Below are 26,295 nucleotides of genomic sequence, written 5' to 3'. Positions count from 1 at the left end.
CGTAGTTCGCTTTATTTATCCGTGCGGTATCTGCCGCCACTGACTCTCTCTATACCTGCCAGATCGCGCCAGCTTTGCACCTCGGTGTAACCATGTGCACTCAGTGCTTCGCGTACTGCTGCCGCCTGGTCGTAACCATGCTCCATCAATAGCCATGCGCTGGGTGCCAGATAGGCTCTGGCATCGCGCGTGATGGTGTGCAGATCGGATAGGCCATTGCCATGATCGGTCAGTGCATCGACCGGTTCAAAGCGCAAATCACCTTCGGATAAATGCGGATCGCCTGCGACGATGTAGGGTGGATTCGACACGATTAAATCAAAGCGCTGCGCTTCCACCGCACTGAACCAGTCACTACGCAGGAAGTCTGCCTTGACCTGATTTTTGCGGGCATTACTTGTGGCAATGGCCAATGCTTCTGCACTGACATCCAGCGCGGTGACGCTGGCATCGGGGCGTGCATGTGCCAGTGCAATCGCAATCGCACCGGAACCCGTACCCATGTCCAGTGCACGACCTTGAGATGGCAAATGTTCGATGGCCAGTTCAACCAGCAATTCGGTGTCGGGACGCGGGATGAGCACGGCCGGGCTGACGTCAAACGACAAACCAAAGAATTCGCGTTCCCCGGTCAGGTAGGCGATAGGTTCACCGGCAAGGCGGCGTGCAAATAGTTGCGATAGCTGTTGTGCTTCATCAGCCGTCAGCGCGCGCTCCGACTGGGTAATCAATTGCACGCGCGAGAGTTGCGTGACATGTGCGAGCAGGATGCGTGCTTCCAGTTGTGCAAGCGGCGCACGCTGCATGATGGCAGCGATGGTGGTGCCGGTCGCGACGCTTGCATCCATGACGCTCATTAGTTCTTCTTGATGGTGGTGTAAATCAGATAAGTAGCGATCACGGCAAACCAGACCAATGCCCATTGTGGCAATGACAGGCCGAGTATCGGTGCGTACTCGGTGGTGCAAAGGCCATCCGCCTGGAACAGGAAAGGCAGCAGCTTGGCAGTCGGTATCGTGTTCAGCGAGGTTTCCAGCGGATCGATGCCGCAGGATACGGTTGGATTGGCTTTGATATAGATGTGCCAGCCAGCGACACCGGCACCGGCGATTGCTGCCAGAGCCGCCAGCGCGGTGGCGATCTTGCCCGCGCCGCGTGGCAGGTAGACCGCGATCAGACAGATGATGGCAATCGCTGCAAAGGCATAGCGCTGGATCACGCACAGCGGGCATGGCAGCATGCCTTCTACATGTTGCAGATACATGGCGACCGCCAGCAGGGCGAGCGACACAAAGGCGACGGCGAGCAGTACGGGTTTGGAGGTTTTCATTGCTGGTTTCTCAAAAAAGGATGCACATTAAGAGTGGCTTGCAGCGGAATAGTTGCATCAGGTCGCATCGGCGAGCGTAGCCAGCAATTCTGCCTGGTGCTCTGCTGCCAGTGCATTCGTCAGTTCGGTCAAATCGCCGTCCATGATGAAGTCGAGTTTATACAAAGTCAGGTTGATGCGATGGTCAGTCATGCGGCCTTGCGGGAAATTATAGGTGCGTATGCGTTCGCTGCGGTCGCCGGAACCGATCAGCGATTTACGCGTTGCCGCTTCCTTCGATTGCTGTTCGCGCAACTGGACATCCTTGATGCGTGCCGCCAGCACTTTCAGCGCTGAAGCCTTGTTTTTGTGCTGGCTACGGTCGTCCTGGCATTCGACCACGATGCCAGTCGGAATGTGCGTGATACGGACGGCGGAATCGGTTTTGTTGATGTGCTGACCACCGGCACCGGATGCGCGATAGGTATCGATGCGCAAGTCGGCCGGATTGATGTTGACGTCCTCGACTTCGTCGGCTTCCGGCATGATGGCGACGGTACAGGCCGAGGTGTGGATGCGTCCTTGCGTCTCGGTAGCCGGTACGCGTTGCACGCGATGGCCGCCGGATTCAAATTTGAGCTTCGAATACGCACCGAAGCCGATGATGCGGACGATGACTTCCTTATAGCCACCGACTTCGGATGGCGATTCCGATACCATTTCTATCTGCCAGCGATTGCGCTCGGCAAAGCGGGTGTACATGCGCAAGAGATCGCCGGCAAACAGTGCCGCTTCATCGCCGCCGGTACCGGCACGAATTTCGAGGAAGATATTGCGGTCGTCATTCGGATCTTTCGGTAGCAGCATTTTCTGCAAATCGAGTTCCAGCTGCTCCATGCGCGTTTTGGCGGCGGCAATTTCTTCCTGTGCAAATTCTTTCATATCCGGATCAGACAACATGCCTTGTGCATCCTGGATGTCGCTTTCAGCTTGCCGATAGCTGGCATACAAGGCGACCAATGGACCCAGCTCCGCATGTTCACGCGTCATCTTGCGGTAGTTGTCCATATTGGACGTGGCATCTTCCTGCGTCAGCAGCACATTCAATTCGTCCAGTCTCTCGGTCAATTGATCGAGCTTGGCGAGCATGGATGGTTTCATCATATTTTTAATTCTGGTTTGGTTGATCTTGGCGATGTGCAGCGCTGTGAGGGACAGCATGCAGGTGTTGGTCAGCGCGAGGGCGGACCGGCGGGAAGAGCGTCGCTAGCGCTTGGTGCGGAACAGCTGTGGCAGCAAGGCAGCGAGACGGGCACGTTCATCACCTTGCGCGTTGTTCAGGGCTTGTTGCGGGCCATGCAGAAATTTCGCAGTCAGTCCTTTGGATAAGGCTTCGAGCACGGCGTCTATGTCTTCACCTTTGGCCAGCAGCTTGCGTGCGCGTTCCAGTTCTATCATGCGCATGCTTTCGCTGGACTCATGCAAGTCCTGGATCACCGGTACGACTGCACGCGAGTCTATCCAGTGCATAAAGGAACGGACGCGGGTTTCGATGATGGCTTCGGCTTGTGCGACTGCTGCCTGGCGATTCTCGACGCCGGTTTGCACAAAGGTGCCGAGATCATCGACGGTGTAGAGGAAGACGTCATCCAGGCGACCGACTTCGGCTTCAATATCACGCGGTACCGCGAGGTCAACCATGAACATCGGTTTGTGCCGACGTGCCTTGATTGCGCGTTCCACCATGCCGAGGCCGATGATGGGCAAGGATGATGCAGTCGATGAAATGACGATGTCGTAGGTTGCCAGTTGATCCGGCAAGTCTGCCAGGCGAATTGCCTTGCCATTAAAGCGATGTGCGAGGGTTTCGCCACGCTCCAGTGTGCGGTTGGCGATGGTGACGGATTTCGGATTCTGTGCCGCGAAGTGGGTCGCGCTGAGCTCGATCATTTCACCGGCACCGATGAACAGCACATTCTGTTCTGAAATCTTGTCGAAAATGCGTTGCGATAAACGTACCGATGCCGCCGCCATCGAGACGCTATGCGCGCCGATCTCGGTGGTGCTGCGGACTTCCTTCGCTACTGCAAAGGTGCGCTGGAACATCTGGTGCAGATAGGTGCCGAGTCCGCCAGCCGCTTCGGCCTGGCGCACTGCATCTTTCATTTGTCCGAGGATTTGCGGTTCGCCGAGCACCATGGAATCCAGTCCGGAAGCGACACGGAAGGCGTGACGCACGGCATTATCTTGCGGCAGCGCGTACAGATACGGGCGCAGATCCGCGTAGGGCAGTTTGTGATAATCGGCGAGGAAATGTGCAGTGATATCTATCGCTTCGTTCACACCACCCGGCAGATTGCTGGCAGCGTATAACTCGGTGCGATTGCAGGTCGACAGGATCGCTGCTTCGTCGGTATATGTCGTGGCATCGCTGCGGCCATACCAGCTACGTGCGGAAGCCACCGCCTGACCAAGCTGGTCAGCGGGAAAGGCTACCTTTTCGCGCAATGAGACTGGCGCGGTAGTGTGGTTAAGGCCGACGGCGAGGAGTTGCATTTATGGCACGAATATTCAATAAGTGAATAGCGATACATTATAGCTTGTTGCACTATGGTACGAGGCTGTTGCCACCGGGCAGCTAGACTTCGTGACAGACCGGCAACATCAGGGTGAAACTGGTCCCTACCCCGGCCTGACTAATGAAGCTTATATCACCTTGATGCCTTTCGATGACTGTTTTAACGAATACCAATCCTAAGCCTACGCCATCATGGCGCGGCTGGTTCGGTAAATCGACACGTTGGAAGCGCAGGAACAGCTTGCTCTGGTCGGCCTCGGCGATGCCGTAGCCGTGATCCAGGATGCGGCATACGACGCGCGGTTGCGGACCGTCGCGGTCCAGCCAGACCGAGCAGATGATGCTGGTATGGTCGGGGCTGTAGTTGATGGCGTTGGACAGCAGGTTGGCCAGCGCGCGCGTCATCAGCGTGCGATCGACCTTGACCGGGTATTCACCGTCGCTGATCTCCATTTCCACACTGATGTGGCGGCTCTTCGCGAGTGACCACATTTCATCTGTGGCGTCGAACAGCACGTCCTGGAAGTCGACTTCTTCGAGTCGGTATTCATGCGATTCGGCGCGTGCCAATTGCACGAAGTTATCCGCCAGGCCCAGTGTTTTGCGCGACGCTTTTTCTATGCGTGCAAAGAGTTCGGCCTGTGGCAAGGCGGATGAGGTTTCACTTTGCAGTTCCAGCAGCGCCAGGATGGATGCCTGCGGCGCGCGCATATCGTGTGACAGGAAGCGCAGGGTTTCATCGCGGCTGCGTTCGGCGGCGCGTATGGTGGAGATGTCCAGCACGCTGACAATCCATCCGGTCAACAGATTGGCGGCCGAGTTACATGGGCTGCTTTTGACCAGCAAGTCGCGTCCTTTGTGATCCTGTACCGAGATGCCGTTGTTGAGTGTTTGCGAACGCTGGATGTCGAGCAAATCCGGCCAGTCAAACGAGAGATTGGTGGCCTGGTCGACCGGCTGCGGGTTTTTCAACTGCGCCAGCAAGTCGAGGATGTTGTGCCCCAGGACATTGTCGATACCCAGCGAGCTGTAATAGTCGTTCGCATGTTTGTTCGCCAGCAGTACCTGACCTTCAACGGAAGTGACCAGCGTCGCATCCGGCAGGTTATCCAGATTGTCCGATACGAACTGGCGCAGATCGCGCACACGTCGTGCCGCGTTCTTCATGGCGGTGATGCGTTGTTCAAGGACGTCGGCTACTTTGTTTTCCGCTGTAGTGGTTTTTTCTTCAGGCAGTAAATGCGGCTCCTGATCGAGGCGGGTAAATTCCTGCCCCAGATAGGTAATCGCTGCTTCCAGTCGACGCCAGCTCCACAGCGGATACGAAATGATCAGCGTGATGACGGCAGCAGCGGGTGCAATCCAGAGACCCATGCGTAATCCGACGTAGCTGGTGACGAGCGTCACCAGCATCCAGATACCGGTCGCGAATAAGGAGAAACGTGGCGACAGCAGCAAATAGCCGAGCAAGGCCATGAAGACCGGGAATGCATTGAACAGCGCAGTTTGCCACGGCGACGCGATATGGATCTCTTCACCATCCAGCAAGCTGGCCAGGATATTCGCATTGATTTCTATACCAGGCATGGCGCCCGAATTGCGTGACACCGGCGTCGGGTAAGAGTCTGCCATGCCAAGCGCGGTGGCACCGACCAGCACATATTTATCGGTAAAAAATTCATCCGGCACTTCACCGCGCAGTACCGACACATACGGTACCGACTTGAAGTAGCCTATGCCGCCTTCGTAAGGGATGTAGAGCTGATCACCACGTTGCCAGGTATCGATCAGTGATGCGGTCGGTGCGACTGGCAAGGCACCGGTGCCGCTGTATTGCATGCCACTGCCTACGCTCAGGAGTGAGGCTGAGAAGTGCAGCCAGCTTTTGCCGTTCTGGCCTTCGCGCAGGAACACGCTACGCACCACGCCGTCGCTATCGTGTTCGAGATTGATATGGCCGAGTGCGCGAGCCGATGCGGCCAGGGTCGGTATCGGCAAGCCTGCAGTCAGGCCCTGCCCTGCATTTGTCAGGACGACCGGCAAGACGACGCGCTGGTTTTGCGCAATCGCGGTGGCCAGTTGTAGATCGCTTTGCTGGGTAGAGGTTTCCGACAGAATGACATCGAGCCCGATCGCACGTGGACTGGCTTTGGTGAGCTTGTTGATCAGGTCGGTATGCAGATCACGTGACCACGGCCAGCGCCCGAGTTCGGCGAGGCTGTAATCATCGATGGCGACGATGATGATGTCTTCGCGTACCGGTTTGTTGTCGTCGATGGAGAGGAATAAATCATAGAGCGACTGATCCAGTCGCCCCAGCCCGTTTTGCCAGCCCAATGCGATTGCCAGTGTCAGCAAGCCTATGAATAGCATCAGCCATTCGCGCAGTGCCAGGCGCCGCACGAATGGAGAAAGCCAGCGGATCTTCATTAGTCCTGTGTGCGCTTGTATTTACTGGCGATCTGCCGAGCGGCCACTATCGCGCGATGCTTCCTTGCTGCGCAACGGATGGCCGTCATTGATAATCCATTGATCGGTAACGATCAGGGTTTGTGCGGACGAGTAGGGATTGCTGCTGCCATCTGCATTCACGCTTTGTACGCGGGTGAAGTAAGTGCCAAACGATGGGCGTGGAAGTTTGACTTCATTGCCGGTGACATTGCTGTTGAAAAGCAGCCAGGTAAATTCCAGATCACGTGCAACCTGGATATTGTACTTTTGCGTGGCAGTGCCGGCCCAGCGCAATTCCAGTTCCTTGCTGTAGTTATTGGATACCGACGGTGCACCCTGGATCGCAGATTCCTTCAGCGGTGCTAGGCGATTTTTGATGGTGACGGCGAGCGTGCGCGGCATGCCCTCCAGACCCAGCTCATCGATCGCCGAGATTTGCGCGAAGTAATTGCCTTCCTGAATATTCTCCAGCACGATCTCTGGTGAGTTGCCTTTGGTCTCTGCCAGCATGTGCAGGGTTTCGGCATCCTGTGCCAGTTGTACGTGGTAGGCGCGTGCACCTTTGACAGGTGTAATCGCGAACTGCGCATTGCCATTCAGGCGATACGGCATGTTGGCTAATTGCGGGGCTGGTAGCAGGTCGATCGCGCGGCCGACGGAATTGCTCGCGATGATATTGCCCTTCACGCTATCCAGCATGCGTGCTTCCGGTGCCTGCAGTGTACCGACCGCGACATGACCATCCAGTACTTCAGTGGCAACCTTGTCGCCATTCAGGCCGACGCGGAAATGGGTGCCGCGCACGCCTGCGACCGAGCCCGGGGTGCGCACTTCAAAGCGCCCCTTATTGCCATCAAGGGGGGAAACACGTGACACCACGCGGCCGCGCAATAACTTCACTTCAGTACGCGGGCTGCCGGTGTAGAGCGACTTGCGCAGCTTGGCGAGCAACACATGGCTGTTTGACGGTACGGAGATGCGTGATTCATCGGCCAGTGCCAGCGTCAGGAAACTATTCGCGCCGGTCGTGATGCGCATGCCTTCGGCGACTTTGCTGCCTATATCTATGGTGATGGTGCGGCCATCGGCAGTGGTAGCGGTGATGTTGCCATTGCGCGCAATCACGATGGCGTCGGTCGGTTCATCCGCCAGCAATTCGGTCGGGATGATGATGCCGGTACCGATGGGGATGTTGCTGTCTTTGTTGATACGGTTGATGGTGCCGAGGGCGACCCAGTTGCCGGTTTTGGTGGTCAGGCGCTGTGCGATCGACATCAGGGTGTCGCCAGCCTGCGCGTAATAGGTAATGCCGGAAGCCTGGATAGTGATGCTGCCTGGCGCAGCCGCGGATGCAGCTGCCCATACGATAGGGCTTTGCCCTATCGCGAGTGCCAGAACCAACATCAATTTTTGAAGGGTAATGCGCATGCTTGTTCTCCGCGCAACCCTGGTGCGCTTACTAGCCTGTCATTTGCTCCAGGCGGTAGCCGTAGCTATACACCGGAGCCAACCGAAAACCATGTTCTGGACGCAATTGTAACTTGCTCCGGACTCTGGATACATGGGTATCCATGGTTCTCGACGGAATTTCTACATCACGTGCCCACACTGCCTCCAGAATATAGGCGCGCGACAGCGGGCGACCCAGGTTGCGGAAGAACAGCAAAGCCAAGTCAAATTCTTTTTGCGTGACCTCGATCGGTGCGCCGGACATGGTCAGGCGGCCGGTACGGGCCTCAAAAATGAAATTGCCGAACTGGATTTGCTCGATCGGGTTTTGGCTAGGATAGGCGCGGCGCAACAATGCCTGCACCCGTGCCAGCAGTTCGCCGCGACGGATAGGTTTGATCATGTAATCGTCGGCGCCGGCAGCCAGGCCTGCGACGATATCGTCTTCGCCCGAACGGCTGGTCATGAACAGTACTGGCAGGTTGGTCGGCAGCTTTTCGCGTGCCCAACGCAAAACGTCGGCACCGCTCAGATCCGGCACCTGCCAATCGATAATTAACATATCGAAGCTTTCACGACGCAATTGATTCAGCAGTTCCTTGCCACTTTGGAAGGGATGGCAGAAATGGCCGGCGGCGCTGAGCACTTGACAGACTAAGTCTGTCTGGCTGCGGTCATCATCAAGTACGGCAATTCGCATAATTTTGGCGCTTTGAACAGCGGGTTGTATTTCGTTGCTCTAATTTAACAAAGTATTCACACGCTGGGTCTGCAAGGATTGCGATGTGACAATATTTCACAAAATACGGGAGGGAATACTCCGCATTTATGGTTTTTTTGCATCATGTCAGTCTTTTTCCGACCCATGCAACTGATGTGAATTACCTTGATGCTCTAGCAAAATAGACCTAAAAATTGCGTAAGAGTGCAGTAAACGGCGTCTGCTTAGCGACTAAATTCTGTGACATACGCAAAATGTGTGTCTTCTTCTTATACGTAATTGTGACGCAGCCGGATTCACATTTTTAACGACGACGCATGTTGCCGAATAAGAAAACGGCTTGTTTCCGTCAGTTTATTTCCTATACTGGAAGTGCAATTCTGAGAAAGTTAACGTAGGAATCAACCGGAGGCAATCATGAAACTGTCTGATTTTCACCTACCCGACGTTGTTCATACTACCGTTAAGAAAGTAGACGCTGATGGCGATCTGGCTCCGATTGCCGCTTTTGTGGTCGGCGCCCCGCTTGTCACGCTGGGAACCGTTACCTTCCTCGAAATCCTGTTTGCGATATAGGCTGATTGCATCACTGATTCTTGAGCGGAAATAAAAAATGGGCGGGACTGCATGCAGTTCCGCCCATAGTCATTTAGCCCGTCAGATGACGGGTGCAGGGATTATTTCTTCGCGAGGCAAGTCTTCATGAATGCTTTGCGCTGATCGCCCTTCATATCTTTGGCATCCGTGTTGCAGCTGGCCATTTTGTCGCGCTGAGCCTGTTGCGCTGCACTGACCTTTGGTTTGCCGCTCAGGCAGTCTTTCATGAATGCTTTGCGTTCATCACCCTTTTTACCCTCGGCATCCTTGTTGCAGGTCGTCATCTTGGTTTGCTGCGCCGTTTTTTCCTTGGCTGGAGCAGCGGGTGCCGGATCTGCTGCAAATGCTGCACCTGCGAAAGCGGCGGAGATGAGAAACGCTAGAATTTTATTCATGGGAACCTCTCAAGTAAGGGAATCGGAAACATTTATTAGTATAGCTATGGGTACAACCATGCTGCCTGAACTACAACGACCTGAAACTCTATTCAGTTGACGTGTATTGTGCTGCGCACGACAAATTCTGCCGTGCACATCTCAATCAGCCGAAAAATTTACTTTTGAGCATACCCAGACCCTGCTCCAGCAAGTCACCTTGCGGGACTTGTCCATTAGGGGTGAGCTGGTCGATGATTTGCGGCAAGAGCTGGGCGAGGCCGGTCGTTGCATGCTCCGGTGCCAGGCCCGCCTGTTGTGCGATTTGCTGGATGTTGTCGGCACCCAGTGCGTCCTTGATCTGGTCGCCGGATACCGGCTGGTTTTCACCGGTGCCTATCCATGAAGCGACTTGTTCGGCCAAGCCACCGCTTTGCAGCTTCTCCAGCAAGCCTTGCACGCCGCCCGCCTGATTCACCAGTGCCATGATGCTGTTGATTAAATCGCCTTGCGCTACCGGATCCTGTTTTTGCGCACCGAGCGAACCCATTACCTGCCCTGCCAGTTGATCGAGTAATCCCATCACACCCTCCGAAAATAGCAAACCATGTCCGTCGTGTCGGCATCATGGCCGCACGAAATGAGCCGCGAGTCCGCGCCCCACGTCAGCCATACTAAATCAAAAAGATGGCATGTCGATTACATATTAACAATTGTTAATTGCCTGGAGGTAAGGCATGGATAGTGCTGGTAGGAGTGGCTTATCCGCGATCTGACTGCAAATTCTGATGATGAAAGCGCAGATGGTTTTCGATGAAAGTTGAAATGAAGTAATAGCCGTGGTCATAGCCTGCGTGTCGCCGCAGGGTGATGGGCTGTTGCGCCTGCTTGCAGGCTGTCTCGAAGGACTCCGGCAGCAATTGATGCGGGAAGAATTGGTCACTTAAACCCTGATCGATCAGGATGCCGTCCGGGAACGGCGTATGCATATCCTGTATCAGTGCGCTGGCGTCGTAGCTGCGCCATGCCTGCTGATCGTTACCGAGATAAGCGGAAAAAGCCTTGATGCCCCATGGGCAATGGCTGGGTGCACATATCGGTGCAAACGCCGACACGCTGCGAAAACGATCCGGATTTCGCAGCGCCATCACCAGCGCGCCGTGACCACCCATCGAGTGGCCGGTAATGCCTATGCTGTCTGCTTTGATGGGGAATTCTTGTATGACCAGATCATAGAGCTCAAGTACATAGCTATACATCTGGTAATGCTGTTGCCATAGCGTTTCGGTGGCGTTGACATAGAAGCCTGCACCTACGCCCAGATCCCAGTTATCGCTTTCACCTGGTACGTCCGCACCGCGCGGGCTGGTGTCAGGTGCGATCAATATCATGCCGAGTTCAGCGGCGACGCGCTGCGCGCCGCCTTTGATGACAAAGGTTTCTTCGGTGCAGGTTAGACCCGCCAGATAAAACAATGCCGGAACCCGACCAGCGCTGGCTTGTGCAGGCAGGAATATCGAAAACCGCATCGGTAGCCCGATCGCTGTCGATTGGTGCCGATAAAAACGCTGCACTCCACCGTAACAGCCATGTTCGCTGATCAGTTCTAGCATTGTCGCCTCCGCGCAGTGACTTAGTACAAGACGACAGAGCGGATGGACTCACCACTTTTCATCAGGTCGAAACCTTCGTTGATGCGCTCCAGTGGCAAGGTGTGGGTAATCAGGTCGTCGATATTCAGTTTGCCTTCCATATACCAGTCGACAATTTTCGGTACATCGGTACGACCACGTGCACCACCGAATGCCGAACCCTTCCATTCGCGACCAGTCACCAGCTGGAACGGACGTGTGCTGATTTCCTGGCCGGCGGCAGCGACACCGATGATGAAAGATTGGCCCCAGCCCTTGTGGCAGCATTCGAGTGCCTGGCGCATGGTGGTGGTATTGCCTATGCATTCAAACGAATAGTCTGCGCCGCCATCGGTCAGTTGCACGATGTGGTCGATCACGTTTTCCACTTCCTTCGGATTGACGAAATGCGTCATGCCGAATTTACGTGCCATTTCGATGCGTCCCGGATTGATATCTACGCCGATGATCTTGTCGGCACCAACCATCTTTGCTGCCTGGATCACATTCAGGCCGATGCCGCCGAGCCCGAATACCACGACATTGGCACCGGCCTCGACCTTGGCCGAAAACACGACCGCACCAACACCGGTGGTGACGCCGCAACCGATGTAGCAGGCTTTATCGAACGGTGCATCTTCGCGTATCTTTGCCAGTGCGATTTCTGGTACCACAATGTAATTCGAAAATGTTGATGTGCCCATGTAATGGAACAGTGGCTTGCCATCGAGCGAAAAGCGGCTGGTCGCATCCGGCATCAGGCCGCGCCCTTGCGTCGAACGAATGGCCTGGCACAAATTGGTTTTACGTGACAGGCAGAATTTGCATTGGCGACATTCCGGTGTGTACAGCGGAATGACGTGGTCATCTTTCTTCAGTGTGGTTACGCCGGGGCCGACATCGACTACGACGCCGGCACCTTCATGGCCGAGGATAGCGGGGAAGATACCTTCCGGATCGGCGCCGGACAGTGTGTAGTAATCGGTATGGCATATGCCGGTGGCTTTGATTTCGACCAATACTTCACCGGCTTTCGGTCCGGCCAGGTCAACTTCTTCAATGGTTAATGGCGCGCCTGCTTTCCACGCAACGGCTGCTTTGGTTTTCATTTTTTGCCTCTTTATTATCGGTAAAAGAATCAGGTACAAGAACGTCAGTGATTGTCATTGATCAACTCCGATATATGGGAAAGCCTATGCATGAATGGCCGAAAATGCTGCCATAATGACTCGAATTTAATGGCCGATGCACTGTGCCGCCGTGATGTGCAGCAGCACATTCTGCTCCCGGGCAATAATCCACACCGCGCATTTGTACTGCGAACAACAAGCCATGAATGCATTGAAACCGCACGCTCCCAGAACTGTCGACATCATTATTTATCCGGGCTTCAAGGCACTGGAAGCCATCGGTCCGTTGTCGGTATTCGAATACGCCAACCTGCACCTGCAGCGGCAGCGCAAAGGTAATGGTTATGATGTGCGCTTCGTATCTACCAGCGCTGGATCGGTGCAATCAGATACCCAGATGGTCTTGCATGCGGCCAAAGCGGTCAGCAGCCTGGCCCTACCGGATGACGCCATCATCGTCGGTGCACGGAATATCCAGGGAGCACTGGAAAATGCGGGACCTATCGTCGACTGGGTAGTCGCAGTTCATCCGCAAATCAATCGTCTCGCGGCTCTATGTTCAGGTGCTTTCTTTTTGGCTTCGGCGGGTGTGCTGGAAGGCAAGCGCGCGACGACACACTGGAGCGTGGCGCAAATGTTGCAGGAGCAATTCCCGGCGATTGAAGTTGATGCCAATGCGATCTTTGTGCGTAGCGGTAACTTGTGGACCTCGGCCGGTGTGACTGCCGGGATCGATCTGGCGCTGGCTTTTGTCGAAGAAGATTTTGGTCGTGAACTGGCACTCGACGTGGCGACCGATATGGTGGTGTATCTGAAACGTCCGGGTGGCCAGTCGCAATTCAGTACGCATTTGCTGAGCCAGAAAACCGCAAGGCCGAATATTCGTGAAGTGCAGAACTGGATTCTGGAAAACCTTGATCAGCGCTTGTCATCGACGACGCTGGCGCAAAAAGCGATGATGAGCGTACGCAACTTTGCGCGCGTATTCCAGCAGGAAGTCGGGCAGAGTTCGCAGGAATTCATAGAGGCGAGCCGCCTCGAATTGGCCAAGCAATTATTGGCCGACGTCGCTTTGCCGATCAAAAAAATCGCAGCGCTGAGCGGTTTCACTGATGATGACCACATGCGGCGCGTATTTCAAAAGCGACTCGGGATTACGCCCAAGGTGTATCGCGAACGTTTTGCGACGACCGGGATTAATGAGGGTAACGCCGGTGCAATGCCGGCCCCTGTTGGCAAATTTAAATGAGCTGCCGCAACTCGCTGTGGACGGAAAAATATTTTTCCATTCTGGTGATTTTTTACACGAAGCACTGAAAAATCAAAAAATGCGCAAATGGCACGCACATGCCAAAAAGCAAAAAGCCCACCGTAGAGGGTGGGCTAAGTGCTTGATTTTCTTGGTGGCCCGGGGCGGAATCGAACCACCGACACAAGGATTTTCAATCCTCTGCTCTACCGACTGAGCTACCAGGCCAAGGCGCGCAAGTATAGCAAAGCTGTTGGGATTTGCAAGCACTAGATGCAAATTAAATTGTTGGCAGCCGCTATAATGAGCGCACTGAAATCGTTTTCTCCCTCTTATTTTCACGGATATCCAGCTTTATGCATGTGCAAAGCGACGTTTGTATTATCGGCGACGGGGCTATCGGTAAAGCGGCAGCGCTGGGTTTTGCGCAGGCCGGACTGAAGGTTACTTTGTTAAGCCCGGCGTCAGCCCAGGCCCCTGCGGCCGCGGACGATTGGGATGTGCGTGTTTATGCCGTCAATCATATTGCGCATGCCTTGCTGTCTTCAGTCAAAGTCTGGGAAGCGCTGGATGCGTCACGTGTGGCACCGGTCGATGCAATGGTGGTCAATGGCGACGGTGCCACTGCCGGTGAGCTGGCTTTCGATGCCTATGGTGCGCGTGTTGGTGCGCTGGCCTGGATAGTCGAAGACCGTAACCTGAACCAGGCGCTGGATGCGGCCCTGAAGTTTGCTTCCAATGTGAATGTGGTACGTGGCCGTGCCGTTGCCTTGCAGACGAATGAAACAGCTGCAAACGTGCAGCTGGTAAATGGCGATACCCTGAGTGCTGAGCTGGTGGTTGGTGCCGATGGTGGCCAGTCCTGGGTGCGTGCACAATGCAATATCGATTTTGATTATCGTCCGTATGGGCAGCGTGCCATCGTTTCCAACTTTGCCTGCGAAATGCCGCATCACGACGTTGCCTATCAATGGTTCTCGGCGGCGGAAGGCATTATTGCCCTGTTGCCTTTGCCGGGGCAGCGCGTGTCACTGGTGTGGTCGGCGCCGGATGGGCTGGCAGATACTCTGTTAAAAGAATCACTAGCGCAAATTGCTGCGCGCCTGACAAAACTGGCAGGAAGCAAGCTGGGCACCTTGTCGCCTTTGCAACCTGAAGCTCTGAAGTCATTCCCATTGTCCTTGCTGCGCCCGCATGCGATTACCGCGCCGCGCGTGGCCCTGATCGGTGATGCCGCGCATGTGGTGCATCCGCTGGCCGGACATGGCATGAACCTTGGGTTTGCAGATGTTGCCGGTTTGATCAAGGCGGTCAGCGAACGCGGACAGCATAGAGATTGCGGCGATGCGCGCGTGTTGTCACGTTATGCACGTGCCCGCAAGGAAGATATACTGCTGATGCAATTAACCACGGATGGCCTGGCTCGCCTGTTCGGCACGGATCTGGAGCCTGTACGTGTGGTGCGTAATTTTGGTTTGAACTTGGTGAACCAGTTGCCTGTCTTAAAAAGGCGCCTGATAGGCCACGCACTGGGCAAGTCCCTGTAAAAGTATCAGTAACTCCAGCTAAAAAATCTTAAACGGAATCAATATGAAATTATTCAAGGCTGCCGTAGCAGCATTGCTCGGCTTGGCTTTTGTCTCTGCTTTTGCCGAAACGGCACAGGAAGCTGCAGTACGTAAAGCAATCGAGCCACGTCTGGGCGAAGATGCCAAAGTGGTGGCTGTGAGCAAAACGCCCTATTCCGGCTTGTTTGAAGTGCAAGTGAACGGCGACATTATCTACACCGACGCCAAAGCGCAGTTTTTATTCGTAGGCCGTATCGTCGATACCAAGACCTATCAGGATTACACCAAGGCACGCCTGGAAGAAATCAATAAGGTCGCATTCAGCGATTTGCCGCTGGAACTCGCGATGAAGCAGGTCAAAGGCAATGGCAAGCGCGTCATCGCCGTGTTTGAAGATCCGAACTGCGGCTATTGCAAACGTTTCCGCCAGACGCTGGAAGGCATCAACGACATTACCGTGTATACCTTTATGTACAACATCCTGTCGCCAGACTCGATTGCCAAGTCGCGCAATGTCTGGTGTTCCGCAGATCGCAACAAGGCCTGGGATGACTGGATGCTGAATGGCAAAGCACCGGCACCTGCTTCCGATAAATGCACGACACCGCATGAAAAGGTTTTGGCATTGGGACAAAGAATGGGTGTGACCGGTACGCCGACCATTATTTTCACTGATGGCTCCCGCATCCCGGGTGCGATTGATGCGAAGGCACTGGAAGTCAAATTGTCTTCGATCAAACAGTAATCACGCTGCTACAGACTCTCAGATGGCCACGCTTGCGTGGCCATTTTTGTATGCGCGTTATCCTGAGCAATGCAGTCGCCTCTTCTGCGCGCTGCGGCAGATGCAGCTAAACTAGCGTACTTACACTTAACGGCGGCACAGCATGAAAAACGCAATCCAATACACCATCGTCCCGAAAGATCTGGCCGCGCATTTGTACGCAGTCAGCGTGACAGTGAACCAGCCTGATCCTGCGGGCCAGCGCTTTTCCTTGCCGGCGTGGATACCTGGCAGCTACATGATCCGCGAGTTCGCCAAGAACATCGTGCGCATCCGCGCTGAATCGGGTGGTTATGAAGTTGCGTTGAACAAGCTGGACAAGCACACCTGGCTGGCGGATGTCTGCACCGGTCCAATGACCGTGTACTACGAAGTCTATGCATGGGATTTGTCGGTGCGTACCGCGCACCTGGATCAGACGCACGGCTTCTTCAATGGCACCAGTGTCTTCCTGCAAGTGAATGGTCAGGAACAGCGCGTGCATGAAGTCGATATCCAAAAGCCGCAAGGCGAAGCCTATGCCAAATGGCGCGTGGCGACTGCGATGCGCCAACTGAAAGCTAAGCGCTATGGTTTTGGCTCCTACATTGCATCGAACTACGATGAATTGATCGATCACCCGGTCGAGCTCGGCACCTTTGCATTGGCGAGTTTCAAGGCGCATGGTGTGCAGCACGATATGGTGTTCACCGGACGTGTGCCGAACCTGGATCTGCAGCGCCTGGGTGCAGACTTGCAAAAAATATGTGAAGCGCAGATTTCGCTGTTTGAACCCAAGACACATAGAGCACCAGTGGATCGCTATGTCTTCATGACCATGGTGGTAGGTGATGGCTACGGCGGACTGGAGCACCGTGCCTCAACCGCATTGATTTGTTCGCGTGCCGATCTGCCGGTGAAAGGTCAGAAGGAAATGACCGACGGCTATCGCACCTTCCTCGGTTTGTGCAGCCATGAATATTTCCACACCTGGAACGTCAAGCGCATCAAGCCAGCGGCGTTCGCTCCGTACGATCTGACGCAGGAAGGCTATACGCCTTTGCTCTGGTTGTTCGAGGGCTTCACCAGCTATTACGATGATTTGATGCTGGTGCGTAGCGGCGTGATAGATGAAGCGGCCTATCTGAAGCTGGTGGCAAAAACCATTAATAACGTATTGCGCGGCAGCGGACGCCACAAGCAAAGCGTGGCGGAATCCAGCTTCGACGCATGGGTTAAATATTATCGCCAGGATGAGAATGCACCGAATGCCATCGTCAGCTATTACACCAAGGGCTCGTTGGTTGGCTTGGCGCTGGACCTGACCATACGTGAGCAAACCAAGGGCAAGAAGTCGCTGGATGATGTGATGTTGGCCTTATGGCAGCAGTACGGTCGTGACTTCTATCAGGATGGCAAAGCGGGACGCGGTGTAACGGAAGAGGAAGTCGATGCACTTTTCGACAGCGTGACCGGGCTCAAGCTGAAACGGATACTGGATCGTTGGGTACGCGGCACCGAAGACATTCCGCTCGCCAAATTGCTGGCACCGTTCGGTGTCGACTACGCCGATGCGCGCAAGAATGGGAAACCGGGTCTGGGCATGCGCACGGTACGTGATGGCAATGACTGCAAGATCGCCGGCGTGTATGAAGGCGGCGCAGCGCACAAGGCTGGTTTGTCAGCCGGAGATGTATTGGTCGCCATCGATGGTTTGCGCGTAACGGCGACCAATCTGGATAGTTTGCTGGGACGTTATCGCGTTGGTCAGGCGATAGATGTACATGCCTTCCGCCGTGATGAATTGATGATCTTCAATGCTGCGCTGGCGGCGTCGGATGTGCCAGCGGTCAATCTGAAAAGTGCAGACAAACCGGTAAGCGCCCAGCGCTTGCGCAAGGCATGGCTGAATCTACAGGATTGAGAAGGAAGGCAGGTGCGCGTAGCTCGCGCACCTGAAATGAACTTGGACGCTACTTAGTTAAACAGGCGGCCCAGTTCGACACCCGGATCCGGCGCACGCATAAATGCTTCACCAACCAGGAAGGCGTGGACATCGGCGTCACGCATTTTTTTCACATCGTCAGGCGTGACGATCGCGGATTCGGTAATGACCAGCTTGTCCGGCGACATGCGCGGCAGCAAATCCAGCGTTGTTTGCAAGGAAGTCTCAAAGGTACGCAGATTGCGGTTGTTGACACCGAGCAGCTTGGTTTTCAGTTTCAGCGCGGCCGTTAATTCTTCTGCATTGTGTACTTCCACCAAAACATTCATACCCAGTTCATGCGCGCAGGCTTCCAGCTCTGCCATCAAGCCATGATCCAGTGCAGCCACGATCAGCAAAATACAATCCGCGCCCCATGAGCGCGCTTCATACAGTTGATATGGATCGACGATGAAGTCTTTGCGCAGCGCAGGCAAGGCACAGGCGGCACGCGCCTGTTTCAGATACTCGGACGAACCCTGGAAGAACTGCACATCGGTCAATACGGATAAGCAGGCTGCGCCGTGCTTTTCATAGCTGGCAGCAATCTCGGCCGGATGGAAGTCCGGACGTATCACACCTTTGGATGGCGAGGCTTTCTTGATTTCAGCAATGATGCCAGCCTGTCCTGCTGCAATCTTGGCGCGAAGGCTGGCTTCAAAACCGCGTATCGCTGCGCGTGCTTCTTTATTGCTTTCCACTTCGTCGCGCAGACTGGCCAGGCTGCGGTATTTTTTCGCAGCAGCGACTTCGTCAGCTTTGACGGCTAGGATTTTGTTCAGGATATCGGACATGATTTCTTTTACCTTGGATGGCAGCTTACGCTTTGCCTAGTGCTTGCGTAACCTGCACAAATTGTTCGAGCTTGGCACGTGCCGCACCCGATGCAATCGCCGCACGCGCCTTGCTCAGGCCATCAGCGATGGAGCTGCTGACGCCAGCGGCATACAGGGCGGTACCGGCATTCAGCGCTACGATATCGCGCGCCGGACTGTCTACATTGTCCAGCGCTTCAAATATCTTGGCTTTGGATTCCACCGAATCGGCTACTTTCAGATTGCGGCTCGCGATCATCTGCAGGCCGAAGTCTTCCGGATGGATTTCATATTCGCGGATTTCACCGTTGACCAGTTCGCCGACCATGGTGGCTGCGCCCAGCGATACTTCATCCATATTGTCGCGGCCCCAGACCACGATCGCATGTTGCGCGCCCAGGCGTTGCAACACACGCACCTGGATGCCGACCAGATCAGGATGGAATACACCCATCAGGATGTTAGGCGCACCAGCAGGATTGGTCAGCGGACCGAGGATATTGAAAATGGTCCGTACGCCGAGTTCCTTGCGCACCGGTGCGGCGTGCTTCATCGCAGCATGGTGGTTAGGCGCAAACATAAAACCTATGCCGGTCTGCGCGATCGATTCGGCGACCAGTTCCGGCTTCAGGTTGATATTCGCACCCAGCGATTCCAGTACGTCGGCGCTGCCTGACGATGAGGAAACGCTGCGGCCGCCATGCTTGGCGATGCGTGCGCCAGCCGAGGCTGCAACGAACATCGATGCGGTGGAAATATTGAAAGTGTTGGCGCCATCACCACCGGTGCCGACGATGTCGAGCAGATTGGTGGTGTCGGTCAGCGGTACTTTGGTCGAGAATTCACGCATGACCTGCGCCGCTGCTGCGATCTCGCCTATGCTTTCTTTCTTGACGCGCAGTCCCATTGTCAATGCGGCGATCATGACCGGCGACATTTCACCGCTCATGATCTTGCGGAACAAATGCAGCATCTCATCGTGGAAGATTTCACGATGATCGATACAGCGCATTAAAGCTTCTTGTTCGGTTATCGGCATGACGGTGCTTTCTGTATTCAAATGACTTGCGGCACTATTCATCTCAGCGCACGAGGAAGTTTTTCAGCAGCGCATGTCCGTGTTCGGACAGTATGGATTCCGGATGGAATTGCACGCCCTGAATATCGAATTCCTTGTGACGCACGCCCATGATTTCACCGTCGTCAGTCCATGCGGTAACTTCCAGGCAGTCCGGCAGCGATGCGCGTTCGATCGCCAGCGAGTGATAGCGAATCACAGTGTATGGCGATGGCAAATCCTTGAAGACGCCGACGCCGGTATGTGTGATTTGCGAAGTCTTGCCATGCATGACTTGCTGCGCGCGCACGACTTTGCCGCCGAATGCCGCGCCGATAGCCTGATGCCCCAGGCAGACGCCGAGGATAGGCAGCTTGCCTGCGAATTGCTGCAGGATAGGCACGGACACGCCAGCTTCATGCGGTGTGCAAGGGCCAGGTGAAATGCAGATGCGCTCAGGATTCAGCGCTGCGATTTGTTCCAGTGTGATCTCGTCGTTACGCACGGTGTGCACGTCTTCGCCCAATTCGCCGAAGTATTGCACCAGGTTGTAGGTGAACGAGTCGTAGTTATCGATCATCAGTAACATTTAAATCTCCCCGTCCAAACCGTCTTGTACCTGTTCCGCAGCTCTCAGCACTGCGCGCGCCTTGTTCTCGGTTTCCTGCCATTCCATCTCGGGCACCGAATCGGCGACGATCCCTGCTGCCGCTTGTACATACAGCATGCCATCCTTGATGACGCCAGTGCGGATCGCAATCGCCAGATCCATTTCGCCACCGAAGGACAGATAGCCGCAAGCGCCGCCATAGATGCCGCGTTTGGTTGGTTCCAGTTCGTCGATGATTTCCATCGCGCGGACTTTCGGCGCGCCGGACAGGGTACCTGCCGGGAAGGTTGCTTTCAGCACGTCCAGATTCGACAGGCCGGACTTCAATGTGCCTTCGACGTTGGAAACGATGTGCTGTACGTGCGAGTATTTTTCGATGACCAGCTTGTCGGTGACTTGCACACTGCCGGTTTCGGCGATGCGGCCTATGTCATTACGTGCCAGGTCGATCAGCATTACGTGTTCGGCGATCTCTTTCGGATCAGCCAGTAATTCTTTTGCCAGCGCTTCATCTTTCTCTGGCGTCGCGCCACGTGGGCGGGTACCTGCCAGCGGACGGATGGTGACTTTTTTCTTCTCTTCGGAAATGGTTTCGTTGCGCACCAGGATTTCCGGTGACGAACCGACGATTTGCATATCGCCGAAATTGTAGAAATACATATACGGCGAAGGATTCAGCGAACGCAGCGCACGGTACAGCGTGAGCGGCGAATCGACGTATTGTTTCTTGATGCGCTGGCCGATCTGCACTTGCATCAGGTCGCCTGCCATCACGTATTCCTTGGCTTTGGCAACCGCGGCCAGATACGATTCCTTGTCGAACTCGCGTACGGTTTCAGTGCGTACCGACGCAGTAGTGATCGGCAATTCGACCGCGCGATGCAACATGGCGCGCAAGTCTTTCAGGCGTTGACGACCTTTGCTGAATGCTTCTGGCTGGGTCGGGTCGGCATATACAATCAGGTACAGCTTGCCGGACAGGTTGTCGATGACAGCCAGCTCTTCCGTCAGCAGCAACTGGATTTCCGGCAGACCCAGATCGTCTTTCGGTGTCGTATGCGCGAGGCGTTTCTCGACGTGGCGTACCGTGTCGTAACCGAAGTAACCAGCCAGGCCGCCGCAGAAGCGTGGCATGCCGGGCAGGATGGCTACCTTGTAGCGTGCCTGGAATTCCGCGATGAAATCGAGCGGATTACCTTCCTTGGTTTCAATGACAGCGCCATTTTTAACAACCTCTATGCGCGTACCGAAGCTGCGCATCAGTGTGTTGGCAGGCAGGCCGATAAAGGAATAGCGACCGAAACGCTCGCCGCCGACAACAGATTCCAGCAGGAAGGAATTCTTCCCGCCATTCTGGGTTTGCGCCAGTTTCAGGTAGAGCGTGAGCGGTGTTTCCAGATCAGCGAAAGCTTCGGCGATCAGTGGAATACGGTTGTAGCCTTGCGCGGCCAACGATTTGAATTCGAGTTCAGTCATGTTTCTCTCCGGACCGCTATTGTAGTCGAGCGGCGTGGTAGTTCAAAAAACGTTGCTGATCGCGCAATGGGCGCAGACGATCAGCGGCAATTGGTGTTTAAGACCAGTTTTGCCAGCGTCGCCATAGCCAGGCCTCATGGGCGCCTGGTGATGCGAGTCGTTTTTTGTTGAGAAACATGATGTTTATGATGAAATTAGATGAGCTGCTTCCAGCAGCGAAGAAACTATACCATCCGAATCGACGTCTTGTATAGCCTGCCCGTGGTTGTAGCCATACGGTACCGCGAGTACCCTGCAACCCGCGGCCCGTGCGGCTTGCGAGTCGTTGATCGAATCACCGATGGCGACTATTTGCTCCGGTGCGAGGTCAAAATCAGCGCAGACTTGCAGCAATTGCATGGGGTCGGGCTTCTTTTTCGCAAAGGAATCACCGCCGTAAATGATTTCAAAGTAATCATGCAGGCCGGTCTTCTTCAGCAGTGGTAGCGTGAAAGCGATGGGTTTGTTGGTGACGCAGGCCAGGCGCAAACCTTTGCGCTTCATTTCCTGCAAACCTTCGTGCACGCCGGGATACGCAGTGGCAAATTCGCCATTGACGTCAAAGTAATGTTGCTCGAACAAGGCCATTGCTTCCTTGAAGCGCAGTTCGACTTCGCTTTCCGAGAAATCGACGCCTATGGTCTTGCGCACCAGGTTTTCTGCGCCCTTGCCGACAAAGCTGATGGCGGTGTCGAGGTCCAGCGGTGCCAGGCCGAGTCCGGCCCGCATGCGATTGACGGCAATGTGCAGATCTTGCGCGGTATGCAGCATGGTGCCGTCGAGATCGATAATGACACCACGTATGCCGTGCAACAGTTGGTTTTCAGTCACTGCGTTCAAGCTCAGACTTTCGCCAGTTCGCTGCGCATCGCATCGATCACGGCTTTGTAATCCGGCTTGCCGAAAATAGCGGAGCCAGCGACAAAGGTATCTGCGCCTGCTTCGGCCGCAGCTGCGATGTTGTCGATTTTGATGCCGCCATCGACTTCCAGCATGATGTCGCGGCCGGATTCATCGATCATTTTGCGTACGGCTGCGATCTTCTTCAGCGTATGTGGAATGAAGGATTGGCCGCCGAAGCCTGGGTTGACCGACATCATCAGGATGATGTCCAGCTTATCCATGACGTGTTCGAGGTGATTCAACGGCGTTGCCGGATTGAACACCAGGCCAGCTTTACAGCCGTTATCACGAATCAATTGCAGGGTGCGGTCGATATGCTCGGACGCTTCCGGATGGAAGGTGATGATATTAGCACCTGCCTTGGCAAAGTCGGGAATAATGCGATCAACCGGTTTGACCATCAGGTGCACGTCGATAGGTACTTGCACATGCGGGCGTATCGCTTCGCAGACCAGCGGACCAATGGTCAGATTAGGCACATAATGGTTATCCATCACGTCGAAATGGATGATATCGGCGCCGGCAGTGACGACATTGCGTACTTCTTCGCCAAGGCGGGCGAAATCGGCGGATAGAATACTGGGGGCGATGCGGTAGTTAGGCATGGTCGTGACTTTGCTAAAGAAGCCGCTATTTTACCCGTGACTCCGCCCGCCTGCCTTGCATGCGCCGGGAATTTCGTGTGCAATGGCTTGTTGCTCTATATATATGGGCATGGCGGTGCAACAACGACATATACAAGAAGCAAGGGAACTTGCAGCGCAAAAGGAATCAAATGGCATCTTATGAATTTACCGTGACTATTAATACGCAGTACCTGGAGGAGCAGTCCGATCCCGCTCGTTCCAATTATGTATTTGCGTATTCAGTGACGATCAGGAATACAGGACAGGTCGCGGCGCAATTGATTTCGCGCCATTGGGTGATTACTGATGCAAACAACCATGTACAGGAAGTGCGTGGCCTGGGTGTGGTCGGCAATCAGCCTTTGTTGCAGCCGGGTGAGCAGTATGAGTACACCAGTGGTACCTCGATGGCGACGCCGCAAGGCACCATGGCTGGAGATTACTTCTGTGTAGCCGAGGATGGTGAAAAGTTCGAGGCCAAGATCCCCGAGTTTGTGTTGTCCCTGCCGCGTACTCTGCATTAATCCTGTTTTTTCTCGTCTTCGGTCGGCGGTAAAGACTTTTGTGCTGGTGGCTGTGTTGGCTTTCTGCCGGAGAACATGGTCCACCACACTATAAAGAACAGTAAAAACAGCGCGATTCCCGCTTCAACCAATAGTAGCCACATTGCTTATCACCCCTATGTCATTTATCCGTCTTAGTTTACTCGCATCCCTCTTGCTCGGCCTGGTTTCCTGTTCCACCTTGCCGCCGCCGCCGGAAAAGCCGGTCGTGGTGCCGCCTAAACCGACAGTTACTCCGGGCGATTTGCCGAAAACCGAGATCGGGCCAACTCTGCGCCCGACTACTTATGCGGCATTGCCGGGATGGCGTCAGGATAATCTGCGCGAAGCATGGCCTGCTTATGCAGCATCGTGCTCGGTGCTGATACGTCGGGTGAACTGGAAGAACGCGTGTACTGCAGCTGCGAATGTTGACACTAAAAATAGCGAAGCCATCCGCCAATACTTTGAAACTTACTTCGCGCCCTACGAAGTACGTAATCCGGACGGTTCGGATAATGGCCTGGTCACCGGCTACTATGAGCCGCTGCTGCGCGGTTCACGCAAACGCGGCGGCCCATACCAGACACCTTTGCACCGTACGCCGGACGATATCCTGACTATTGAGCTGGCCAGCGTCTATCCGGAGCTCAAAGGTATGCGTCTGCGGGGCCGTCTGGTTGGTAACAAGGTAGTGGCTTATCCGTCGCGTGCTGAAATGGCGCAATCGAATTCGCTGGCAGGTAAGGAAATCCTGTGGGTGGACGATCCTATTGAGGCTTTCTTCCTGCAAGTCCAGGGTTCCGGCCGCGTGCAACTGGCGGATGGCAAGGAAACCGTGCGTGTCGCCTATGCCGATCAGAATGGTCAGCCGTATAAATCCATAGGCCGTTACCTGGTGGATAAAGGTGAGATGACGCTGGATCAGGCTTCGGCGCAAAGCATTAAAGCGTGGGTTATTGCCAATCCGACCCGCCAACAGGAATTGCTGAATGCGAATCCTAGCTATGTTTTCTTCAAGGAAGAAAAGATCGCTGATCCGACTGTCGGGCCGAAAGGCGCGATGGGTGTGCCGTTGACGCCGCAGCGCTCGATTGCCATCGATCCCCAATATATACCTATGGGCGCGCCGGTCTTCCTCTCGACCACTCAGCCCAACAGCAATGCCGTACTGCAACGCCTGATGATGGCGCAGGATACCGGCGGCGCGATCAAGAATGCAGTGCGTGCCGACTTCTTCTGGGGTTTCGGCGCGCAGGCGGGGGAGCAGGCAGGTCGCATGAAGCAGCGCGGTACGATGTGGGTGCTATTACCAAAGTGATGTCTGAATAGTATTTAGTGCAGTTGAGCGTACTTATATAAGGAGCGATTCCATGCAATACGAAAATATTCTGGTCGAAATCCACGGCAAGGTAGGCCTGATCACCTTGAATCGCCCTGCTGCGCTGAATGCGCTCAATGACAAACTAATGGATGAGCTGGGCCTGGCCTTGCAATCCTTCGATGGTGATGACGATATCGGTTGCATCATCATTACTGGCAGCGAAAAAGCCTTTGCCGCAGGTGCCGATATCGGCGCGATGGCGAGTTATACATATATGGATGTATATAAAGGCGACTACATCACGCGTAACTGGGAGCAAATCCGCAGTGTGCGCAAACCGGTCATCGCCGCAGTTGCCGGTTATGCATTGGGCGGTGGTTGCGAACTGGCAATGATGTGCGATTTCATCATCGCCGCAGACACGGCCAAGTTCGGTCAGCCTGAAATCAAGCTCGGCATTATTCCTGGTGCTGGCGGTACGCAGCGTTTGCCGCGCGCAGTATCGAAAGCGAAAGCGATGGACCTGTGCCTGACGGCGCGCATGATGGATGCGGCGGAAGCAGAGCGTGCGGGTTTGGTTTCGCGCGTAGTGGCTGCTGATAAGTTGCATGAAGAAGCATTGGCGGCGGCTACAGTCATTGCCAATATGTCTCTGCCTATGGTGATGATGGTCAAAGAGTCTATTAACCGTGCATACGAGACGACGCTGGCAGAAGGTGTGCAGTTCGAGCGCCGTTTATTCCACAGCACCTTTGCTACTGCGGATCAGAAGGAAGGTATGCAAGCGTTTATAGAGAAGCGCGCACCTCATTTCAAGAACAGTTAATAGCACCTGAAAAAACTAATTTGAAGTATTTCAAAATTATTTCAGGAAAGCGCTTGCCAACCCCAAAGAAGCTTTGCTATAGTTCGGCTCCCGTCGCAGAACACGCAGCGAAACGCGCAGTAAGCGAGCTGAAATGTGGTTGTGATGGGGAGTAGAAGTGGTGGTTTTCGAAGGTCGTTTCGGTGGTTTAGAAGCGAGTCTTTTTGAAGTAGTTTTTAGAAGAGTTAGTTAAAAAATCTTTTAAAAATAAAATCAAAAAGATGTTGACGAAAA

25 protein-coding genes and 1 tRNA gene are annotated in these 26,295 nt (G+C 54.7%); 8 read left to right on the top strand and 18 right to left on the bottom strand.

The window, feature by feature from the left end:
- Nucleotides 1-11: 11 nt before the first annotated feature.
- The 7 genes from prmC to H7U06_RS00100 all read right to left on the bottom strand — a co-directional run bounded on the left by prmC (nucleotide 12) and on the right by H7U06_RS00100 (nucleotide 8,487).
- Nucleotides 12-857: a peptide chain release factor N(5)-glutamine methyltransferase gene (prmC, locus tag H7U06_RS00130; protein ID WP_175624220.1), complete on the bottom strand. Its 846-nt coding sequence runs from the start codon at nucleotides 855-857 to the stop codon at nucleotides 12-14.
- A complete protein-coding gene (locus H7U06_RS00125) occupies nucleotides 857-1,330 on the bottom strand; it encodes a disulfide bond formation protein B (RefSeq protein ID WP_175624219.1) in 474 nt (157 codons plus the stop codon). The genes prmC and H7U06_RS00125 overlap by 1 nt, the downstream gene beginning before the upstream one ends.
- A 57-nt stretch (nucleotides 1,331-1,387) precedes the next feature.
- The gene (gene prfA / locus H7U06_RS00120; RefSeq protein WP_175625166.1) at nucleotides 1,388-2,470 is read right to left on the bottom strand and encodes a peptide chain release factor 1; all 1,083 of its coding nucleotides are present in this window, start codon (nucleotides 2,468-2,470) and stop codon (nucleotides 1,388-1,390) included.
- 105 nt (nucleotides 2,471-2,575) lie between these two features.
- The gene (gene hemA / locus H7U06_RS00115; RefSeq protein ID WP_175624218.1) at nucleotides 2,576-3,865 is read right to left on the bottom strand and encodes a glutamyl-tRNA reductase; all 1,290 of its coding nucleotides are present in this window, start codon (nucleotides 3,863-3,865) and stop codon (nucleotides 2,576-2,578) included.
- A gap of 82 nt (nucleotides 3,866-3,947) precedes the next feature.
- Nucleotides 3,948-6,317 carry a CHASE2 domain-containing protein gene (locus H7U06_RS00110; RefSeq protein WP_175624217.1) on the bottom strand — a complete coding sequence of 790 codons (2,370 nt, stop codon included), beginning with the start codon at nucleotides 6,315-6,317 and terminating at the stop codon, nucleotides 3,948-3,950.
- Nucleotides 6,318-6,338: 21 nt separating this feature from the next.
- Nucleotides 6,339-7,766 (bottom strand): FecR domain-containing protein, encoded by a 1,428-nt coding sequence (locus H7U06_RS00105; RefSeq protein WP_175624216.1) that lies wholly within the window; start codon nucleotides 7,764-7,766, stop codon nucleotides 6,339-6,341.
- 31 nt (nucleotides 7,767-7,797) lie between these two features.
- A complete protein-coding gene (locus H7U06_RS00100; protein WP_011979443.1) occupies nucleotides 7,798-8,487 on the bottom strand; it encodes a response regulator transcription factor in 690 nt (229 codons plus the stop codon).
- Nucleotides 8,488-8,925: 438 nt separating this feature from the next.
- Between H7U06_RS00100 and H7U06_RS00095 the strand changes: the two genes are divergently transcribed.
- On the top strand, nucleotides 8,926-9,084 hold the full coding sequence (locus H7U06_RS00095; RefSeq protein WP_175624215.1) for a hypothetical protein: 159 nt from the start codon (nucleotides 8,926-8,928) through the stop codon (nucleotides 9,082-9,084).
- A gap of 101 nt (nucleotides 9,085-9,185) precedes the next feature.
- Here H7U06_RS00095 and H7U06_RS00090 read toward each other — a convergent pair whose 3' ends face one another.
- The 4 genes from H7U06_RS00090 to H7U06_RS00075 form a co-directional block, all read right to left on the bottom strand.
- A complete protein-coding gene (locus tag H7U06_RS00090) occupies nucleotides 9,186-9,500 on the bottom strand; it encodes a PsiF family protein (RefSeq protein ID WP_175624214.1) in 315 nt (104 codons plus the stop codon).
- 145 nt (nucleotides 9,501-9,645) lie between these two features.
- A complete protein-coding gene (locus H7U06_RS00085) occupies nucleotides 9,646-10,062 on the bottom strand; it encodes a YidB family protein (RefSeq protein WP_175624213.1) in 417 nt (138 codons plus the stop codon).
- Between the two features lie 178 nt (nucleotides 10,063-10,240).
- Nucleotides 10,241-11,092 carry an S-formylglutathione hydrolase gene (fghA, locus tag H7U06_RS00080; RefSeq protein WP_175624212.1) on the bottom strand — a complete coding sequence of 284 codons (852 nt, stop codon included), beginning with the start codon at nucleotides 11,090-11,092 and terminating at the stop codon, nucleotides 10,241-10,243.
- Nucleotides 11,093-11,112: 20 nt separating this feature from the next.
- Nucleotides 11,113-12,219 (bottom strand): S-(hydroxymethyl)glutathione dehydrogenase/class III alcohol dehydrogenase, encoded by a 1,107-nt coding sequence (locus H7U06_RS00075; RefSeq protein ID WP_175624211.1) that lies wholly within the window; start codon nucleotides 12,217-12,219, stop codon nucleotides 11,113-11,115.
- A gap of 223 nt (nucleotides 12,220-12,442) precedes the next feature.
- On the opposite strand from H7U06_RS00075, the gene H7U06_RS00070 reads away from it, so the two are divergent.
- On the top strand, nucleotides 12,443-13,489 hold the full coding sequence (locus tag H7U06_RS00070) for a GlxA family transcriptional regulator (RefSeq protein ID WP_175624210.1): 1,047 nt from the start codon (nucleotides 12,443-12,445) through the stop codon (nucleotides 13,487-13,489).
- Nucleotides 13,490-13,641: 152 nt separating this feature from the next.
- On the opposite strand, the gene H7U06_RS00065 is transcribed toward H7U06_RS00070, so the two are convergent.
- Nucleotides 13,642-13,717: transfer RNA gene (locus tag H7U06_RS00065), tRNA-Phe, on the bottom strand.
- A gap of 128 nt (nucleotides 13,718-13,845) precedes the next feature.
- Here H7U06_RS00065 and H7U06_RS00060 point away from each other — a divergent pair.
- The 3 genes from H7U06_RS00060 to H7U06_RS00050 all read left to right on the top strand — a co-directional run bounded on the left by H7U06_RS00060 (nucleotide 13,846) and on the right by H7U06_RS00050 (nucleotide 17,744).
- Nucleotides 13,846-15,036, top strand: a complete 1,191-nt coding sequence (locus H7U06_RS00060; RefSeq protein WP_175624209.1) for an FAD-dependent monooxygenase — start codon at nucleotides 13,846-13,848, stop codon at nucleotides 15,034-15,036.
- Between the two features lie 43 nt (nucleotides 15,037-15,079).
- On the top strand, nucleotides 15,080-15,802 hold the full coding sequence (locus H7U06_RS00055) for a DsbC family protein (protein WP_175624208.1): 723 nt from the start codon (nucleotides 15,080-15,082) through the stop codon (nucleotides 15,800-15,802).
- A gap of 142 nt (nucleotides 15,803-15,944) precedes the next feature.
- A complete protein-coding gene (locus H7U06_RS00050; RefSeq protein ID WP_175624207.1) occupies nucleotides 15,945-17,744 on the top strand; it encodes a M61 family metallopeptidase in 1,800 nt (599 codons plus the stop codon).
- A 53-nt stretch (nucleotides 17,745-17,797) separates the two neighbouring features.
- Here the strand turns inward: H7U06_RS00050 and trpC are convergent, their stop codons facing one another.
- The 6 genes from trpC to rpe all read right to left on the bottom strand — a co-directional run bounded on the left by trpC (nucleotide 17,798) and on the right by rpe (nucleotide 23,309).
- Nucleotides 17,798-18,598, bottom strand: coding sequence for an indole-3-glycerol phosphate synthase TrpC (gene trpC / locus H7U06_RS00045; protein ID WP_175624206.1), 801 nt, complete (start codon nucleotides 18,596-18,598; stop codon nucleotides 17,798-17,800).
- A 25-nt stretch (nucleotides 18,599-18,623) separates the two neighbouring features.
- A complete protein-coding gene (gene trpD, locus H7U06_RS00040) occupies nucleotides 18,624-19,658 on the bottom strand; it encodes an anthranilate phosphoribosyltransferase (RefSeq protein WP_175624205.1) in 1,035 nt (344 codons plus the stop codon).
- Between the two features lie 43 nt (nucleotides 19,659-19,701).
- A complete protein-coding gene (locus tag H7U06_RS00035) occupies nucleotides 19,702-20,265 on the bottom strand; it encodes an aminodeoxychorismate/anthranilate synthase component II (protein WP_076592547.1) in 564 nt (187 codons plus the stop codon).
- Entirely contained in the window at nucleotides 20,266-21,762 is a 1,497-nt protein-coding gene (gene trpE, locus H7U06_RS00030) for an anthranilate synthase component I (RefSeq protein ID WP_175624204.1), read from the bottom strand.
- A gap of 183 nt (nucleotides 21,763-21,945) precedes the next feature.
- Entirely contained in the window at nucleotides 21,946-22,572 is a 627-nt protein-coding gene (gene gph, locus H7U06_RS00025; protein ID WP_254873135.1) for a phosphoglycolate phosphatase, read from the bottom strand.
- A gap of 71 nt (nucleotides 22,573-22,643) precedes the next feature.
- The gene (gene rpe, locus H7U06_RS00020) at nucleotides 22,644-23,309 is read right to left on the bottom strand and encodes a ribulose-phosphate 3-epimerase (protein ID WP_175624203.1); all 666 of its coding nucleotides are present in this window, start codon (nucleotides 23,307-23,309) and stop codon (nucleotides 22,644-22,646) included.
- Nucleotides 23,310-23,479: 170 nt separating this feature from the next.
- Here rpe and apaG point away from each other — a divergent pair, with 170 nt between their 5' ends.
- The 3 genes from apaG to H7U06_RS00005 all read left to right on the top strand — a co-directional run bounded on the left by apaG (nucleotide 23,480) and on the right by H7U06_RS00005 (nucleotide 26,022).
- Nucleotides 23,480-23,854, top strand: a complete 375-nt coding sequence (apaG, locus tag H7U06_RS00015; protein ID WP_175624202.1) for a Co2+/Mg2+ efflux protein ApaG — start codon at nucleotides 23,480-23,482, stop codon at nucleotides 23,852-23,854.
- A gap of 157 nt (nucleotides 23,855-24,011) precedes the next feature.
- A complete protein-coding gene (locus tag H7U06_RS00010; protein ID WP_175624201.1) occupies nucleotides 24,012-25,193 on the top strand; it encodes a murein transglycosylase A in 1,182 nt (393 codons plus the stop codon).
- 52 nt (nucleotides 25,194-25,245) lie between these two features.
- On the top strand, nucleotides 25,246-26,022 hold the full coding sequence (locus H7U06_RS00005) for an enoyl-CoA hydratase (RefSeq protein WP_175624200.1): 777 nt from the start codon (nucleotides 25,246-25,248) through the stop codon (nucleotides 26,020-26,022).
- Nucleotides 26,023-26,295: the final 273 nt, after the last annotated feature.

It is taken from the genome of Herminiimonas sp. Marseille-P9896 (genome assembly GCF_903993245.1).
GTDB classification, from domain to species: Bacteria; Pseudomonadota; Gammaproteobacteria; order Burkholderiales; family Burkholderiaceae_D; genus Oxalicibacterium; species Oxalicibacterium contaminans.
The sequence above is the reverse complement of the archived record's forward strand: the minus strand, read 5'-3'. Positions and strand labels throughout refer to the sequence as shown.